Annotated in this window: 8 protein-coding genes; 2 read left to right on the plus strand and 6 right to left on the minus strand. The window is 67.8% G+C overall.

Translation table 11 applies throughout. The features are described 5' to 3' along the window. Positions 1-28: 28 nt before the first annotated feature. From gspG to ACR9ZH_RS11055, 6 genes are all read right to left on the minus strand, one after another. Positions 29-454, minus strand: coding sequence for a type II secretion system major pseudopilin GspG (gspG, locus tag ACR9ZH_RS11030; protein WP_481290792.1), 426 nt, complete (start codon positions 452-454; stop codon positions 29-31). A gap of 25 nt (positions 455-479) precedes the next feature. Beyond that, positions 480-1,697, minus strand: coding sequence for a type II secretion system inner membrane protein GspF (gene gspF, locus ACR9ZH_RS11035; protein ID WP_481290793.1), 1,218 nt, complete (start codon positions 1,695-1,697; stop codon positions 480-482). 10 nt (positions 1,698-1,707) lie between these two features. After that, on the minus strand, positions 1,708-3,423 hold the full coding sequence (gspE, locus tag ACR9ZH_RS11040; RefSeq protein WP_481290800.1) for a type II secretion system ATPase GspE: 1,716 nt from the start codon (positions 3,421-3,423) through the stop codon (positions 1,708-1,710). Between the two features lie 207 nt (positions 3,424-3,630). Then, the gene (locus tag ACR9ZH_RS11045) at positions 3,631-10,386 is read right to left on the minus strand and encodes an ESPR-type extended signal peptide-containing protein (protein ID WP_481290794.1); all 6,756 of its coding nucleotides are present in this window, start codon (positions 10,384-10,386) and stop codon (positions 3,631-3,633) included. A gap of 213 nt (positions 10,387-10,599) precedes the next feature. Further along, positions 10,600-12,507: a PA domain-containing protein gene (locus ACR9ZH_RS11050; protein ID WP_481290795.1), complete on the minus strand. Its 1,908-nt coding sequence runs from the start codon at positions 12,505-12,507 to the stop codon at positions 10,600-10,602. A gap of 53 nt (positions 12,508-12,560) precedes the next feature. Continuing rightward, a complete protein-coding gene (locus ACR9ZH_RS11055) occupies positions 12,561-13,010 on the minus strand; it encodes a post-PEP-CTERM-1 domain-containing protein (RefSeq protein WP_481290796.1) in 450 nt (149 codons plus the stop codon). 565 nt (positions 13,011-13,575) lie between these two features. Between ACR9ZH_RS11055 and ACR9ZH_RS11060 the strand changes: the two genes are divergently transcribed. Then, positions 13,576-14,379 carry a TatD family hydrolase gene (locus tag ACR9ZH_RS11060; RefSeq protein WP_481290797.1) on the plus strand — a complete coding sequence of 268 codons (804 nt, stop codon included), beginning with the start codon at positions 13,576-13,578 and terminating at the stop codon, positions 14,377-14,379. A gap of 279 nt (positions 14,380-14,658) precedes the next feature. After that, positions 14,659-17,748: an outer membrane beta-barrel protein gene (locus ACR9ZH_RS11065; protein WP_481290798.1), complete on the plus strand. Its 3,090-nt coding sequence runs from the start codon at positions 14,659-14,661 to the stop codon at positions 17,746-17,748. Positions 17,749-17,977 lie beyond the last annotated feature (229 nt).

The raw sequence follows: 17,977 nt of genomic DNA on the forward strand, positions 1-17,977 counted from the left end.
TGCGTAAATCGATCGGAGTCCTGGACTCTTACTGCCAGTTGCCGGCGTCGGCCGAATAGCCGTCGCCGCCGGCCTTGCCGTCCTGCCCGTAGAACACGAGGTCGAAGCTGCCGTGTTCGCCCGGGTAGCGGTAGCCGAAGGCATGGCCCCAGGGATCCTTGAGGTCGGATGCCTTCGCGTACGGGCCTTGCCAGTTGCTGGCGTCGGCCGGCTTCGTCGTGAGGTCTTCCAGCGCGTGCGGCGGCGTGCCGTTGTCGAGCGCGTAATTCTCGATCTTCTGGCTCAGCGTGGTGAGCTGCGCCTTGCCTGCACCGTACTTGCCCTTGTCGACGTTCTTGCCGACCTGGGTGACCACGATGGCGCCGATGATGCCGATCAGCACGATCACCGCGAGCATTTCCAGCAGGGTGAAGCCGCGGGCATGACTGTGGCGGAGGGTACGATTCACACGCATGGGAAAGCTCCTTGGAACGGTTTGATCAGTTGATGTTGCTGGTGAGACTGAGCAGCGGCAGCAGGATCGCCGCCATGATGAAGGCGACGAGCACGGTCATCACGATGGTGAGCGTCGGCACCAGCGCCGCAAGCAGGCGGTCGATGGCGCGCTTGGCTTCCACGTCGAAGGTGTCGGCCACCTTGAGCAGCATGGTGTCCAGTGCGCCGGCTTCCTCGCCTACCTGGATCATCTGCAGGGCCAGCCGGGGGAACCGCTCGGTCTGTGCCAGCGCCGAGCCGAGGCCGGCGCCGCCCTTCACGCGGTCGGCCGCCTGTTCCAGCGCAAGATCGAGCGCACGGTTGCCGGTGACCTGGCGCGCAATGGCCAGCGACGACAGCAACGGTACGCCGTTCTTCAGCAGCGTGCCCAGCGTGCGTGCGATGCGGGCGGTTTCCACCTTCAGCAGCAGCGGGCCCGCCACACGCATGGTGAGCAGCCGGCCGTGGAAGGCGAGCCTGGTCTCGGCGTCGCGCAGACGCATGCGCAACACGGCGACCAGGAGGACGAGGAGGACGGCGAACGCCCACCACCAGTCGCTGATGGCCGTGCCGAGCGCCAGCACCACCTGGGTGATGAGCGGGATCGGCACCTGCATGTCGGCGAAGATCGGCACGAACTGCGGCACCACATAAGCCAGCAACAGCACCAGCGATCCGAGCACGCCCACCATGAGGAAGGCGGGATAGATCAGGGCGTTGATGATGCTGCCGCGCAAGGCCTGCGCGCGCTCCAGGTAATCGGCGAGGCGGCGCAGGGTCTCGTCCAGCGAACCGCCCGCCTCGCCCGCACGTACCAAGCTGACGTACAGGCGCGGGAAGACGCCGTTTTCTTCGTCGAGCGCCGTGGACAAGGTGGTGCCGCCGCGCACGCGGTCGCGGATGCGTTCGACCATGTTCTTCGCCCGCTCACCTTCCGGCAGGTCGAGCAGGATGCCGAGCGCGCGGTCCAGCGGCTGGCCCGCGCCGAGCAGCGTCGCGAGCTGGTGCGTGAACTGGGCAAGCTGGTCGCCGGTGAACGGTCCCTTGCGGAACATCGCGGCGATGCCGCTGCCCGAGGATTCGCCATCGGCGGGCGCGGCCTCCAGCGGCGTGTGGCCCTGGTCGTGCAGGCGGGCGACGACGTCCTCGACGGACACGGCCTCCATCCGGCCCGAGAGGACCTCTCCTGCGGCACTGATGGCACGGTAGCGAAACTGGCTCATGCGCGCATGCCTACGATTCCTGCGTGACGCGCAGGACTTCCTCGATCGTGGTGATGCCGGCCACGGCCTTCGCCAGGCCGTCCTCGTACATCGTGCGCATGCCTTCGGCCCGCGCCTGGCGCTCGATCTCGCCGGCATCCGCGCGCTGCATCACCAGCCGGCGCAGCGGATCGCTCATCACCAGGAATTCCATGATGGCGCGCCGCCCGCGGTAGCCCGTGGGATTGGCTGCGCTGGAGCCGGGCTTCCACAGGCGGATGGGACGCTCGTCGGTGTACTTGTGCAGTTCGAACTGCTCGATCACCTCGGGCAGCGCCTCGTAAGGGATGGCCGTCTCCGGGTCTAGGCGGCGCACGAGGCGCTGGGCCAGGATGCCGTTCACGGTCGAACCGAGCAGGTAATCCTCCACGCCCATGTCGAGCAGGCGGGTGATGCCGCCCGACGCACTGTTGGTATGCAGCGTGGACAACACGAGATGGCCGGTGAGCGCGGACTGGATGGCGATGCGGCAGGTTTCCAGGTCGCGCATTTCGCCGATCATGATCACGTCCGGGTCCTGGCGGACGATGGAGCGCAGCGCGCCGGCGAAGTCGAGGCCGATCTGCGGCTTCACCTGGATCTGGTTGATGCCTTCGATCTGGTATTCCACGGGATCTTCGACGGTGATGATCTTCACGTCCGGCGTGTTGATCTGCGAGAGCGCCGTGTACAGCGTCGTGGTCTTGCCCGAGCCGGTGGGTCCCGTGACCAGCAGGATGCCGTGCGGGCGGTCCAGCACCTCCACGAAACGGCCGCGGAAGTTCTCGGTGAAACCCAGCGAGGCGAAGTCGAACACCACCGACTCGCGGTCGAGGATACGCATCACCACCGATTCGCCGAAGCTGGTCGGCACGGTCGATACGCGAAGGTCGAGTTCCTTGCCCTGCACGCGGAGCTGGATGCGGCCGTCCTGCGGCAGACGCCGCTCGGCGATGTTGAGCCGCGCCATGATCTTCACGCGCGAGATGACCGCCGCGGTGGAGCTCGAAGGCGGTGCTTCCACTTCGTGCAGCACGCCGTCGATGCGGTAACGCACCTTGAGCCGGTTCTCGAACGGCTCGATGTGCACGTCCGACGCGCGCTGTTCCACCGCGCGCTGGAGGATGAGGTTGACCAGGCGGATCACCGGTGCCTCGGAGGCGAGGTCGCGCAGGTGCTCGACGTCGTCTTCCACGGCCGCGTTGCCGTCCAGGCTCTCCACGATGCTGCCCATCGCCGAGCGGCCCTGCCCGTAATATCTCTCGATCAGGTCGTCGATCTCGGAGCGCAGGCCGACGCGAAGCTGGACATCGCGCCCGGTGGCCAGGCGTACGGCCTGCAACGGGTAGGGATCGGCCGGGTCGGCCACGAGCAGGACCAGGCCGTCCTCGCCTTCGCGGACGGGCACGACGTGGTACTGCTTAAGGAAACGGACCGAAAGTTCGGCATCCGCCGGCGGGAGGTCCGGGGCGTCCTTCGCCGCCAGCAGGGGCAGGCCCAGGAGGTCGGCCCAGGCATCCGCGAGGTCGCGTTCCGAGACCAGGCCCAGGCGCGCCATCAGCGCCGTGAGGGTGCCCTCCGGCGTTTCGTCGTGCAGGCGGCGCGCCCGCGCGAGGTCGGTGTCCTTCAACCGGCCGTGCGCGACGAGATGCGCGCAGACCTGTGCCTCGCCGGGTTCTCCGGTGAGCATGTCCCTGTGCTCGGTCATCGCAGACATGCCATCTCCACACGTTCCGTTGAATGCATTGTCCGTCCCGGTCATTCCTGTCGGGACGGGCCGCTATTGGTAGCACATACCGTGCGTCGGCGGCGACCGCAAAACACGCATTCCGGGACACGGCGCAAAAAGGAAAAGCCGGCGTCGCCGCCGGCTTCCAAGGACTTGGCGGCACCCTGTAGGGCGCCGCCGGGCTTATTACCAGCCTACGCCTACACCGACACCGCCGGAGCTTTCGCCGCCGCTGATCGCGGCGCCGAAGGTCACCGTGGCATTCGGCGTGATGCTGCGCGAGTAGCCGACCGACAACGCGCCCTGACCTTTATACCCGCCGACGCCTACACCGAGCCGGTTATCGCCGTTTACGCCCTGGGTACTGAAGGCCATCTGCGACATCGCGGCCCCCATGGCGCCCACCTTGTTCAGACGGTCGTTGAGGTTGCTGAAGCGGCGGTCCACCGTCCGCTTGTAGTCGTCGAAGGCACCGCCGCTGACCACATCGCCGAACTTCTGGTCCGTATAGGCCTTGGCGCTTTGCAGGGTGGTGGCGTCGCCCTGGTCGGCATAGGACTTCGCCGTGGCGACCGCCTGGTCGACCTGGCTGACATTGGCCGCATCGGTCGGATTGACGCCCGCGCCGACATTGGTGATCGGCGCGCCGCCGCCGTCGACGGCAGCGGTGATCGGCAAGGCCGCCGCGGCGGGAGCCGGTGCGCCTGCCGCGGCCGGCACCGGTTCGGGCGCCGCCGCTGCCGTCACCGCAGCGGTCACTTCAGGTACGGCGGCGGGTGTCGGCGCGGTGCGGGCCGCGATCGACGGCGCCACCGTGCGCTGAACCGTGCTGCCGCCCGGCTTCAGGCCGCCATCGGACTGGGTCTCGAGCGCACCCACGCGGCTGTCGAGCGACGACAGTGCTCCGTCCAGGGCACCCACCGCATCGCCCACCGAGCTGTAGGTGCCACCTTGCACCCGGTAGCTCGGTCCCACGAGGCCGTTGGCGCCCATGGTGGCGCCGCCACCCAGTGCCAAGGCCACGGCATTGCCGGCCGCGCTCGAGGATCCGGAGAAGGCGCTGGACAAGGCCGTGTTCAACTGGCCGAGGTTCACCGCATCGGTGGTCTGGGTACCGGCCGCGACGTTGGTGATCTGGCGGTTGTTGCCGGCACTGCCCACCGAGACCGTGTTTGCCCGCGTCGCCAGCGACCCGCTGCCCAGGGCCACCGAATTCGCCGCCAGCGCGCGGGCGCTGTCGCCGATCGCGGTGGACCCGGCCGCGCTCGCCGTCGAGAACGCGCCGACCGCCGTGGCCGATTCGTTGCTCGCCGAGGCGAAGGCACCGGAAGCCGTCGACAGGTCGCCCGTGGCGCTGCTGCCGGCGCCCGTGGCCGCGGCCAATTCACCCGTGGCCGCGGCGTCGTCCGAGCCGTCCTTCGCCCCGGTCGCCGACACATAGTGGGCGGCCGAGCTGACGCTGTCCGCCAGGGTGTCGAGCTGGCCCTTGTTCACCGCGTCGTTGGCCTGGGTACCGGCCCCCACATGGGTGATCTGCCGGTCGCCGACGAGATCGCTGCCGACCGACACCGTGCGCGCACGGTCGGCCTCCGATCCGGCACCGAGCGCCACCGACTGCTCGGCTCCGGCGCTGGCATGGGCGCCCAGGGCCGTCGCATTGGTGGCATGGGCCCAGGCACCGCCGCCGACCGCCGTGCCGTTCACGAACTCCTCGGGGAAGATGCCGCCGACGCCGACCAGCGCGCCGCTGCCGATGGCCAGGCTGTCCACGCCGAAGGCCTGCGCCGAGCGGCCGACCGCGGTCGCCCCCTCGCTATAGGCCAGCGACAGGGTGCCCACGGCGGTCGACTGGATGGCGAGCGCGACCGATTGCGAACCCAGCGCCGTCGCCTGGGTATCCAGTGCGGCCGATTCCGCGCCTATCGCCAGCGACAGCGGCCCGACGGCGTTCGCCACCGCACCGACCGCCGTCGATTCGTCTGCCGAAGCAAAGGCACCGACGCCCGTGGCCGTGGCTGCGAAGCCGTTGGCCTTCGCGCTGGCACCCACGGCCGTGCCGCCGAGGCCGGCACTCGTCGCCCCGGTATCCACCGGATTGCCGTCGCTGTCGACGATCAGCGGGTTGCCGCCATCGTCCACGGCCGTACCGCCCACGGCGACGCTGCCGGAACCGGTCGCCTGCGCGCCGGCACCGAAGGCGGCGCTGTTCCGCGCGGAGGCGGTACTGCCGTAACCGCTGGCCGTGGCGAACTCGTTCGCCGCCACCGCACCCGAGCCGTTCGCCGTGGCCCCGGTTCCCGAGGCAAGCGCGCCGGAACCGGATGCCGTGGCGAAATCGCCAACGGCCAGGGCGTCGTCGCTGCCGTCGCCCAGGCCGTTGGCCTTGAAATAGTGACTGGCGTCGCTCACTCCGCCGGCCACCGCGTCAAGCTGGCTCTTGTTCACCGCATCGGTGGCTTCCGTGCCCGCCGCGACATTCGTGATCTGCCGCTCGGCACCCGCGTCGCCCACCGAAACCGTGTTCGCACGGTTGTTCAGCGAACCGGCACCCAGGGCTACCGAGTTGTCGGCGTGCGCGGTCGCGGAGGCACCGATCGCCGTGCTGTCGATGCCGTCCGCCCAGCTGTTCCAGCCCAGCGCCGTCGCATAATCGTTCGTTGCCCACGCGCCCGTACCAAAGGCGGAAGCGCCCGCGCCCGTCGCCTGCGCCGGGATCAGACCGAAGAAGGTGGCACCGCCGACGGCGACGCTTTCCTCACCGAGCGCCTGCGCACTTTCGCCGACCGCCACGCTGCTCGTGCCCACCGCCGCACTCTGCGTGCCCACCGCCGTCGAGTAGTCGCCGATGGCATTCGCCACCGCACCGAACGCCGACGACTGCGCACCCGATGCGTAGGCGCCTACGCCAAAAGACGAGGCGGCGAAGCCGCTGGCATTCGCGCTCGCACCCACCGCCGTACCGCCGACACCTGCGCTGGTCGCGCTCGTGTCCACCGGCACGCCACCGTTGGTGATCAGCGGATTCCCATCCTCATCCACGGCGTTGCCACCGACCGCGACACTTCCCGGACCGTCCGCCTGCGCACCGGCACCGATGGCGGCGGCGTTCTGCCCCGTCGCCACGGCGCCGTAGCCGGCCGCGATCGACTGCTGACCGGTCGCTACCGCGCCCGAGCCGAAGGAGCTCGCTCCCGCTGCACCGGCATAGGCACCTTGACCGGCTGCCGTCGTGTAGTCGCCGCTGGCGAGACTGCTCGCACCGAAGCTCGATGCGCCCGCGCCGTCGGCGATCGCGTTGTGGCCGTTCGCCGTCGATTCGTTGCCGAAGGCGGCGCTCCCGGCGCCCGTCGCGGTCGAGCCCGCACCGGAGGCCTCGGCATTCGCACCCACCGCGGTGCTGTCTTCGCCCGTGGCGGCGGCGAGACCGCCCACCGCCGTGGCGTTAGTCGCACCGGCATAACTGCCGCTGCCGATAGCCGAAGCGAAGTCGCCCGTCGTGGCAGCAGCCGCGCCGACCGCCGTCGACTGCACGCCTTGCGCGTTCGCCTGCGCGCCGAGCGCACTGGAGCCCAGGTCATAGGCGACCGAGCTTTCGCCCAGGGCCGTGCTGCTCTCCCCATAAGCCGAGCTGTTCCAGCCCAGCGCGGTCGCATAGTCCGCCGTGGCCCATGCACCTGCGCCGAAAGCAGCCGCACCGGTCCCCGTCGCCTGCGCCGGGATCAGACCGAAGAAGGTGGCACCGCCGACGGCGACGCTTTCCTCGCCGAGCGCCTGCGCGCTTTCACCCACCGCCACGCTGCTCGTGCCCACCGCCGCGCTTTGCGTGCCGACGGCCGTCGAGTAGTCGCCGATCGCGTTCGCCACCGCGCCGAATGCCGCGGACTGCGCACCCGATGCGTACGCGCCTACGCCAAAAGACGAGGCGGCGAAGCCGCTGGCATTCGCGCTCGCACCCACCGCCGTGCCGCCGACGCCCGCGCTGGTCGCGCTCGTGTCCACCGGCACGCCACCGTTGGTGATCAGCGGATTGCCGTCTTCGTCCACGGCGTTGCCGCCCACCGCGACGCTTCCCGGACCGTCGGCCTGCGCACCCGCACCGAAAGCGGCTGCGTTCTGCCCGGTCGCCACCGTGCCGTAACCGACAGCGGTGGATTGCGTGCCTGTCGCCACGGCACCGCTGCCGTTCGCCGTCGCACCGTCGGCGCCGGCGAACGCACCCGAACCGGATGCGGTCGCGTACTGTCCGGTCGCGAGCGCATCGTCGGAGCCGTCGCCGTTACCGGTGGCCTTGAAGTAACGCGACGCCTCGTTCACCGACGCATCGAGCTGGCCCTTGTTCACCGCATCGGTGTCTTCCGTGCCCGCCGCGACATTCGTGATCTGCCGCTCGGCACCCGCGTCACCCACCGAGACCGTGTTCGCACGGTTGTTCAGCGAACCGGCACCCAGGGCCACCGAGTTGTCGGCGTGCGCGGTCGCGGAGGCGCCGATCGCCGTGCTGTCGATGCCATCCGCCCAGCTGTTCCAACCCAGCGCCGTCGCGTAATCGTTCGTTGCCCACGCGCCCGTACCGAAGGCGGAAGCGCCCGCGCCCGTCGCCTGCGCCGGAATCAGGCCGAAGAAGGTGGCACCGCCGACGGCGACGCTTTCCTCGCCAAGCGCCTGCGCGCTTTCGCCGACCGCCACGCTGCTCGTGCCCACCGCCGCGCTCTGCGTACCGACCGCCGTCGAGTAGTCACCGATCGCGTTCGCCACGGCGCCAAACGCCGCGGACTGTGCACCCGATGCGTACGCGCCTACACCAAAAGACGAGGCGGCGAAGCCGCTGGCATTCGCGCTCGCGCCGACCGCCGTGCCGCCGACACCCGCGCTGGTCGCGCTCGTGTCCACCGGCACGCCACCGTTGGTGATCAGCGGATTGCCGTCCTCGTCCACGGCGTTGCCGCCGACCGCGACACTTCCCGGACCGTCCGCCTGCGCACCCGCACCGATGGCGGCGGCGTTCTGCCCCGTCGCCACGGCGCCGTAGCCGGCCGCGATCGACTGCTGACCGGTCGCTACCGCGCCCGAGCCGAAGGAGCTCGCTCCCGCTGCACCGGCATAGGCACCTTGACCGGCTGCCGTCGTGTAGTCGCCGCTGGCGAGACTGCTCGCACCGAAGCTCGATGCGCCCGCGCCGTCGGCGATCGCGTTGTGGCCGTTCGCCGTGGAGTCGTCGCCGAAGGCCGCGCTGTTCGCGCCAGTCACCGTGGAGCCGGCACCCTGCGCCTGCGCATTCGCACCCACCGCGGTGCCGTCTTCCCAGATGGCCTGTGCGTTCCCGCCGAGCGCGGTGGCGTTCTTGTCCACGGCGCGTGCGCTGCCGCCGAGCGCCGTGGCGAGATCGCCCACGGCCGTCGACTGCGCACCCACCGTGGTGGCCTGCGATCCGACGGCACCCGTCTGTGCACCGATGGCCGTGGCGTTGACGTCGGCGGCCACGGCGGACATGCCCAGTGCCGTCGCGTTCTCATGATCCGCGGTGCTCAGCCAGCCCACCGCCGTCGCATAGTCCGCCGTGGCCCAGGCGCCCGCGCCAAGTGCGGATGCACCGGTGCCTGTGGCTTCGGCCGGAATGAAACCAAAGAAACTCGAACCGCCGACCGCCACGCTTTCGTCGCCCGTGGCCTGCGCGCTTTCACCCACCGCGACGCTGCTCACGCCCACTGCGGCACTCTGCGTACCGATGGCCGTGGACAGATCGCCGATGGCGTTAGCCACGGCGCCGAACGCCGACGACTGCGCACCGGAGGCATACGCGCCCACGCCGTTTGCCGTTGCCGCGAAACCGCTGGCGTTCGCGCTCGCACCGACTGCCGTACCGCCGACACCCGCGCTGGTCGCGCTCGTGTCCACCGGCACGCCACCGTTGGTGATCAGCGGATTGCCGTCTTCGTCCACCGCGTTACCACCGACCGCGACGCTTCCCGGACCATCGGCCTGCGCACCCGCACCGAAAGCGGCAGCGTTCTGCCCGGTCGCCACCGTGCCGTAACCGACAGCCGTGGACTGCGTGCCTGTCGCCACGGCACCGCTGCCGTTCGCCGTCGCACCGTCGGCGCCGGCGAACGCACCGGAACCCGATGCGGTCGCGTACTGTCCGGTCGCTAGTGCATCGTCTGAACCGTCACCGTTACCGTTGGCCTTGAAGTAACGGGTAACGCCATTGACGTCCGTCGCGAGCTGATCGACGTGATCGGACACGTCGCTTACCGTGGTCGTGAGCTGGTCGACGCGGTGGGACACGCCGTCGACGTTCGTGGATACCTTGTCGAGTTGCCGCTTGTTCACCGCGTCGGTCGCCTGCGTGCCGTCGGCGAGATTGGTCAGCTGGCGCTCGGCATTCACCGAGCCGATCGACACCGTGTTGGCGCGATTGGCGATCGAGCTTTCGCCAAGCGCCACGGAATTCTTCGCCGTGGCCTGCGCATCGGTGCCGAACGCCGAACTGGCCGAGCCACTCGCCCTGGACGATTCGCCGATCGCGACACTGTCGGTACCGGTGGCACGGGAGGCTTGCCCGATCGCGGTGGACCACGCGCCGAGCGCCTGTGCGTCGTTGCCCAACGCGACGCTGGACTCGCCATCGCTGCGCGCCTTCGTACCGACCGCCGTGCTGTAGTTGCCTTCGGCCTTCGCCGCGGTGCCGCATGCGAAGGCGTCGTCGCCCTTCGCGACCGGCGCCTTGCCCTGGAGGCCGAGCAGGTAGCCTCCGCAGACGTTACCCGCTTGTGCCGGTGAACTGCCCAGCGCCAGCATGGCGCCGGCAGCCAGTGGCAGTACGGCCATCGCGGCCCGCAGGCGGCGGGAGGTGCCGCCCTTGCCGTTCGCCCTCGCGAATTCCGAAGCGACGACGAGTATGCCGAGGGATTTGTTCCAGACTTTGCTGTAAATGGTGTTCACGTCAAACTTCCTCCCAGAATGTCCGCATGTGAGCGATCGATGCGCGGGCGCGCGGCGCGCGGCCCATCGCCAGTCCGTCGCGACCGCGGCGGACGATGTGTCCCGTGACTGATGACCCCTGGCCCCTGCCCTTCGAATGCAACGCGGCATTCTCCGGTCGAGAGCGCATTCCCCACGAAAGTCGAGGCCCCGGCGAACCGGGGCCTCTTACCGTCAGAGCGTGTAGGCGCCCAGAACGGAAACGCCCGAATACGCCTTGACGCCCTTCACCGTCAGCGTCCATGTACCCGCGGCAGGCCTGCCCGCCGTGAACGGTTCGCTGTTGCCCGGACGGTTCGGCTGATTCTTCACCGTGCCGTTGGGACTGGTGACGGAGATCGAGACGTCGCCCGAGCCGCCATAGGTGCGCAACGTCAGCGTCTTCGCGTTGGCCGGCACGTCGAGCAGGTAGACCGTGCTAGCTCCCGCCGCGCCCTGCTGGTTGGAAAGCGCCTGGTTGTTGTTGAGCACGATGCCCGGAGGCGCCGGCGGCGGACCCCATTCGTCGTACTGCGCCTGGGTCTGCTGATCGGTAAGGCAGGCGTTGAGGCTGCTTGCCTGAGCCGCGTCGATCAGGCCATCGGCCGCGAGCTGCGCGGCGTAAGCCGTGATGCCCGCGCGATAGGCACCCACGTCGTCGGCATTGCCGGCGATGATCTTCGCGTTCGCGACCACGTTCGCACCGATGATCATGCCGCCGGGTACGAGCTTCGGAATGCCCGTGTCGCAGGTCAGCAGGAACTGGTTGCTGCGATCGATGCCCCAGCCGATGTCCTGGAACAGCGCAGGCGTCAGGTCGAGATCGATCTCGCCACGCAGATCCTGGTTGATCGCGTATTCCATGATCGCGTTCGGGGTCAGGCGCGTGTCGTAGTGCGAGAACGAGGAGCCGGGCGAGAGCTGCGCCGGTGCGTAGATCAGCACGCCGTCGGCATTGGTGCCGGAGAGGCCCGTGCCCTTGGCGACAGAACCGGTCAGGCCGGCGATGTTGTCCTTGAGCTTGTTGCCGTCGACCTGGTTCACCAGGATCACCGGGATGGTCACCGGCGACGCGGGCGTACCGCCGGGCGTCACTGCCGCGGGCTGGTTGTTGGCGAGCAGCACGGCGCTGGCGCCGGCGGCTTGCGCATTGAGCGCCTTCACCGTGAAATCGCAGGTGCCGCGATCGATGAGCGCGACCTTGCCGGCGACGTCGGCGGCATTGGTGAGCGCGGCGCAACCGTCGTTCGGCACGGCCCTGGCCACGCTTCCCGAGAAGTTCGCGGAGGTCGCCGTCGGGCCGAAGGCCGCCTGCGCGTACTCGTAATCGCCCACGGCCGCGGCCGGCGCGGTGACGCGGTACACGTCGGGCTGGCTCAGGGCGAGCGGAGCTTCGGCGATGACGGTCGGACCGGAGAATGCGAGGTGGCCGTCGTCCACGGCAGCCGCCACGCGCTGTGCCGGCGTGAGGTCGTCCCACAACGTACCGTCATGCTTGACGAAGGTGCCGTAGATGTCCGGATGCGAATCCGCACCGCCCGGGAAGTCCTCGCCGGTCTGCAAGTCGGTGAGGCCCAGGAAACCGAGGCCGTGCGCCATTTCGTGCAGCACGACGTTGAGGAAATCGATCTGGCCGTCGGGTACCTGGTGGTCGAGGCCCATGTACCACTTCGAACCTTCGATACAGCCCGGCGAACCCAGCGCGCCGTTGAACTGGCTCTGGATGTCGGCCTGGCCCGGATCGAGATCCTCGCCCGCGAGGGCGTCGGCTTCGGGACCCGCATACCAGGTGTCCGCCTTGGCGCCCGCAGGGAGGTTGGCCGCATCGAAAGTGAAGACGGACAAGGGACCGGACGATCCGAGCACGCCACCGGTGGCGTCGCATTCCAGCGGCTCGAACGTGGCGTTGTTGATGATGGTGACGTTGCTCTTCAGGTAGGCGCCGTGGATGTCCGCGGCGAACTGGAAGACGTTGAGCGCCTGCTGGCCGAAGGTCGTGCCCGGGTTGCCTCCAACGGGCGCGGCGGGCGTGTGGTCGTCCAGGCCCTGGCCGGTGCCGACGTCCTGGTTGACGATCTTGATCTCAGCGGCAGTGGCGCTCATGGCGCCGCACAGGCCGGCAGCGAGAAGGGCTGAATAAAGGAGGCCGCGGCGGATCATCGTGTCACCTCCGGTGCCTTAGGCGCGGCATTGGCGCCCTGGTCGTCGTGATGGATGCTGAGGCTGCCGTCCGCCTGACGCGTGGCGACGACGCTGCTCATCCGTTCCTGGGGCAGGCGCATGCCGGTGGCTTTCCCACCGCTGCGGAGCGTGACCGTGCGCGCGGTCTTCAGCGCGTCGGCGTTGGTGCGCGGCTGGCCGGTAAGCGCCGAGACCCGGCTCTGCCGCGCCTGCGCCGCCTTGGAGTACGCCGCCCGCTCGGCCGCCGTCGGTGCCCGCAGCTTGCCGGTCGCCGGATCGATGGCGACGACCTGCATGGCCTGCCCGGCCGTGGCCTGTGGTTTGGCTTGTGTGGCGGGTGTCTCCGCGGCGTAAGCCGCTCCCGCCACCGTGAACATGCCCGTCAGCACAAGACCCAAGGCCTGCGCCAGTGTTCGTGAAGTCATTACCAGTACCTCCCTAGTGCGGCGCCGGGACCCCTCCCTGCACGCCCACCGGCGAAGACCCCCTCGCCGGCGTAAACACTTAAGGATTCGACGTTCCCCTCAACGCCAACCCAAACTGCCCGCCGTCGCGCAAGCGCAACGGCGACGATTCATGACGTGAAGAGGTCCATGGGACCGGTGGAGGCACAGGGCGCGATGCCCTTGGCGGAGGAAGCCTCGACCGGCTTCGCGACGGAACGGTTTACCATCTGCACTACCCCTAGCCACGTGGTACTGCCTCAGACGACCGTGTCGGCCGTCATCCCTTTGATGCCCGGACGGACATCCCCTGCCGAAAAGACGTGGTTCCCCCGCGTCGTTTTTTTGACGGCGGTCTGTGGAACGTAGCAGCAAGAAAAAGCGAGCGTCAATCTTTTGACAGCAAATTCCTGATCGTCCTAATGGTCTATGCCGAAACCCCGGCGAAAGCTCGTTCGGACGTCCATATGCGTGTCAATTCATGGCGTTGCGTACCAATAACGTGCAAGGGCCTCATCCGGTCCCTTGCCCCAATGCGAAAGAAAACATGGACTTGATCGACATCGGCGCCAACCTCACCCACGAATCCTTCCGCCAGGACTTTGACGAAGTCCTGGGAAGGGCGAGCGCCCATGGCGTGGGGCGGATGGTGATTACGGGTGCTTCGCGTGAAGGCAGCCTTCACGCTCTCGAGCTCGCGCGCGCCAGTGGCGGCCGGCTCTTCGCGACGGCGGGCGTGCACCCGCACCATGCCGTCGAGTACGACGACCGCACCGATGCGCAACTGCGCGAGCTCGCCCGTGAGCCGGAAGTCCGCGCCGTGGGCGAAACCGGCCTGGACTACAACCGCAACTACTCGCCGCGGGACGTGCAGCGCGATGTGTTCGAGCGGCAGCTCGAGATCGCCGTCGACGTCGGCAAGCCCCTGTTCCTGCACCAGCGCGACGCGCACCACGACTTCCTGGCGATCCTGAAGCGTTACCGCGACCGCGTCCCGGCGGCGGTCGTGCACTGCTTCACCGATACCGGCGAAGCGTTGCGAGACTACCTCGACCTCGACTGCCACATCGGCATCACCGGGTGGATCTGCGACGAACGCCGCGGCGCGCACCTGCGCGAACTCGTCCGGATGATTCCGGCGAACCGCCTCATGCTGGAAACCGATTCGCCTTACCTGCTCCCCCGCAGCATCCACCCGATGCCGAAGCACCGGCGCAACGAACCGATGTACCTCGCGCACATCCGCGACGAAGTGGCGAGGGATCGCGGTGAATCGCGCGAGGAACTGACCGAGGCGACGACGCGCACGGCGGAGTCATTCTTCGGCCTTGCTCCGGACGCAGCATCGTAAGGGCAAGCTGTCGCCCCCGCTTTATCGTGTCGAAAAATCCGACCCATGATGAAGATTTTTTCATCCCCGCCATAACGAACGGCAGAACTTCCTGCGTCCCATGACGGCAAAGGCCGTCCTGTCGCGGAAACCGCCTTGCGACCCGTCGCCATGACCCTTGCGGAACTCCCCTCGCGCAAGCGGCTGAAGAAATTGTGTTCAGGGAACTCGCATTGAGTGGCCCTGAACAGCAGGCGTAGCTTGCACCGCTTGTTGCAGTTTCGTTAACCGGGAGAAACCATGGAATCGCGTCGCACCCTATCTTTCGCCATCGCGGTGGGTCTTGGACTCGTCGCCACAGGCGCGTTCGCACAGAGTACGGTCGGTGGCGTCTACGGCACGGCCGATGCCGGCGCGCAGGTCACGGCGACCAACACGGGTAGCGGCCTGACCCGCTCCGCCACCGTCGGCAGCGACGGACGCTTCAATATTTCGTCGCTGCCGCCGGGCGACTACCGCATCACCTCCACCAAGGGCGGCCAGAGCTCGACGCGGAACATCCAGATCGTCGCCGGCCAGGGCTTCAACCTCAACCTTGCGGCATCCACTGCGGCGCCGGGTGCCGCCGAAGACCTCACCACGGTTTCGGTCACCGCGAACGCCTTGCCGCCGATCGACATCACCTCGAGCCAGACCAACACGGTGATGACGGCCGAGCAGATCAAGCAGCTGCCGCTGGCACGCAACCAGACCGCGGTGGCCCTGCTCGCGCCGGGCGCGACCAAGGGCGACAGCGCCTTCGGCAACCTCGCCTCCTTCGGCGGGGCCTCGGTGGCCGAGAACAGCTACTACGTGAACGGCTTCAACGTCACCAATTTCTTCCAGAGCCTGACCTACTCGCAGGTGCCGTTCGAGGCGATCGACCAGGAGGAGATCCAGGACGGCGGTTACGGGGCCGAATACGGCAACTCCACCGGCGGCGTCATCTCGGTCAACACAAAGCGCGGCACCAACGAGTGGAAGGGCGGCGTCGACTTCACCTGGAACCCGTACCAGTTCCAGGCGAACCAGCCGAACGTCTACCTGCAGAACGGGGCCCTGTTGCAGAACAACCGCCATAACAGCAACTACGTCATCGGCAACAATCAGACGGGCAACGCCACCGACTTCGGCCAGCGCTGGAACGCCTGGCTCGGCGGCCCCCTGATCAAGGACAAGTTGTTCATGTTCGCCCTCGTCGGCGGCACGCGTACCGCGGACGAGCACTATGGCGACACGACCGGTGGCGGCAATTTCAACAAGACGACGATCAAGGATCCTCGTTACCTGGTGAAGCTCGACTGGAACATCAACGAGAGCAACATCCTCGAATACACGGGCTTCAGCGATTCCAGCACCCAGCAGCAGAGCGTCTATGGCTATAGCTATGACGACAACGGCCAGCCGCATCGCGGCGACTACCTCGGACAGGTGTACGACAAGACCGGTGGGATGAACAACATCCTGAAGTACACCAGTTACGTCACCGACGACTTCACCATCTCGGCGCAATACGGCAAGAGCACCAACAAGCGCATCGAGCGCGCCACCACCGCGGACGGCACGGTCGAGCAGTACGACGGCAACATCTTCGACGCGGTGAATTCGCCGGGCTGCCCGATCATCAACGATGCCCGCACCCCGGTCACGAACGGCGCGGCGGGTTACCCGCACTGTTCGTTCACCACGGGTACGCTCAGCACGCCCAACGGCGAGGACAAGCGCAACGCCGGGCGCATCGATTTCGAGTACCACCTCGGCGACCACGAGCTCAAGGCCGGCTGGGCGCGCGACCACTTCACCACCGATACCGGCACCGCCTACGAAGGTGGCTCGACCTATACCTACCAGTCGATCCCCGAGAGCATCCTGGGCCACGCCCCCGGCCTCGACCCTGCCGACAGCGTGGTGGAACAGGCCGTCTTCGCCACCGGCGCGAAGGTGGGCATCACGCAGAAATCGTACTATCTGCAGGACAACTGGCACATCACGGACAACTTCGTCGCCCGCATCGGCGTTCGCAACGACGGCTTCGACAACACCAACAGCCTCGGCCAGACCTATGTGAGCCAGACGCACAGCTGGCAGCCGCGCCTCGGCTTCTCGTGGGACGTGCATGGCGATTCCTCGCTGAAGGTGTACGGCAGCGCCGGTGACTACTCGCTGCCGCTCGACGGCAACGTGGCGCTGCGCGGTGCCGCGGCCTCGCTCTACCAGATCCGGTACTTCAGCTACACCGGCGTGGATCCCGTCACCGGCGCGCCGCTCGGCATTGGTCCCGTGTCTGCCGCCTATGGCGCCCAGTTCCCCTCGCGCACCGGCACCGTCTTCGCCAATGGCGAAGCGGGCGTGGTACCGAACCCCGGCGCCGTGGCGACGAAGGACCTCAAGCCGTTCAAGCAGCGCGAGTTCATCCTCGGCGCACAGCAGCAGGTGGCCGACTGGACCCTGGGTGCGAAGGCGATCTACCGCAAGGTGCTCACCGGTATCGACGATTCGTGCGACTTCCGCCCGATCGCGAAGGCCGCCAACGCGCAGTACGGGCTGAACCTGGACACCAACAGCCTCACGCCGGAAGCATCGAATGTCCCCGGTTGCTACATCTTCAACCCGGGCAGTTCGGTGACGCTGCGCACGCCGGTGGATGCGACGGGAACGCTTTACGACATCCACCTGCCGGGCACCGCCGTGGGTGAGCCGAGCTACAAGCGCTCATACATGGCGATGCAGCTCACCGCCGAGCGCAACTTCGACGACGTGTGGTACCTGAAGGCGTCCTATGTGTGGTCGCACACCCGCGGCAATTCGGAGGGCGGCGTCGATTCGAGCAACGGCCAGGCGGACACCGGCACGACGGAACTGTTCGATTATCCGGAGATCATGGCCGGCGCCAATGGCTACCTGCCGAACGACCGCAAGCACACGTTCAAGATCTACGGTGCATGGCAGATCTCGCCGGAGTGGCTGGTCGGAGCCAACGGCGTGCTGCAGACCGGGCGACCGGAGAACTGCTACGGCCTGAACCCGATCGACGGCCAGGTGGATGGCGGCTACGGTGGCGGCGCTTACCTCTACTGCAGCGGCATGATCGTGAAGCGCGGTTCGGTCGGCCGCACGCCGACGTACTGGAACATCGACCTGAACGCGTCGTACAAGCCGGACTGGGCGAAGGGCGTAACGATCTCCGCCAACGTGTTCAACATCTTCAACAAGCAGCACACCACCACGATCAACGAGGTAGGCGAGGACAACAACGGCAATTCGCTGGCGGGAAGCACGTACAAGGTGCCTACGAGCTTCCAGCAGCCGCGCTACGTGCAGCTCTCGGCCGAGTACGACTTTTCGCTGTAACGCTCATCACAAGAAGACATGGCGCATGCGTCCGGCATGCGACCGATGCAATTGTCCCCAGATCGCCGCCCGCTACCACGGGCGGCTTTTTTTAGGGCTTTCTTTGGGCTGGCTCGGCTTCGCCATCGCGTTTTGCGTTGGCGTGGCGGCGAGTCGCCGGTGGCTGCCATTTTTTTCGCTAAGTCCTCGTCCGGCCTACGCCTCCCTGCGGAATCGCTCCAAAAACGGC

The organism is Luteibacter sp. SVR4-7G, assembly GCF_056755555.1.

Coding starts and splice junctions, on each gene's coding strand:
- gspG (WP_481290792.1), bottom strand. CDS start 454: ATGCGTGTGAATCGTACCCTCCGCCACAGTCATGCCCGCGGCTTCACC.
- ACR9ZH_RS11055 (WP_481290796.1), bottom strand. CDS start 13,010: ATGACTTCACGAACACTGGCGCAGGCCTTGGGTCTTGTGCTGACGGGC.
- ACR9ZH_RS11060 (WP_481290797.1), top strand. CDS start 13,576: ATGGACTTGATCGACATCGGCGCCAACCTCACCCACGAATCCTTCCGC.
- gspE (WP_481290800.1), bottom strand. CDS start 3,423: ATGACCGAGCACAGGGACATGCTCACCGGAGAACCCGGCGAGGCACAG.
- ACR9ZH_RS11050 (WP_481290795.1), bottom strand. CDS start 12,507: ATGAGCGCCACTGCCGCTGAGATCAAGATCGTCAACCAGGACGTCGGC.
- ACR9ZH_RS11065 (WP_481290798.1), top strand. CDS start 14,659: ATGGAATCGCGTCGCACCCTATCTTTCGCCATCGCGGTGGGTCTTGGA.
- gspF (WP_481290793.1), bottom strand. CDS start 1,697: ATGAGCCAGTTTCGCTACCGTGCCATCAGTGCCGCAGGAGAGGTCCTC.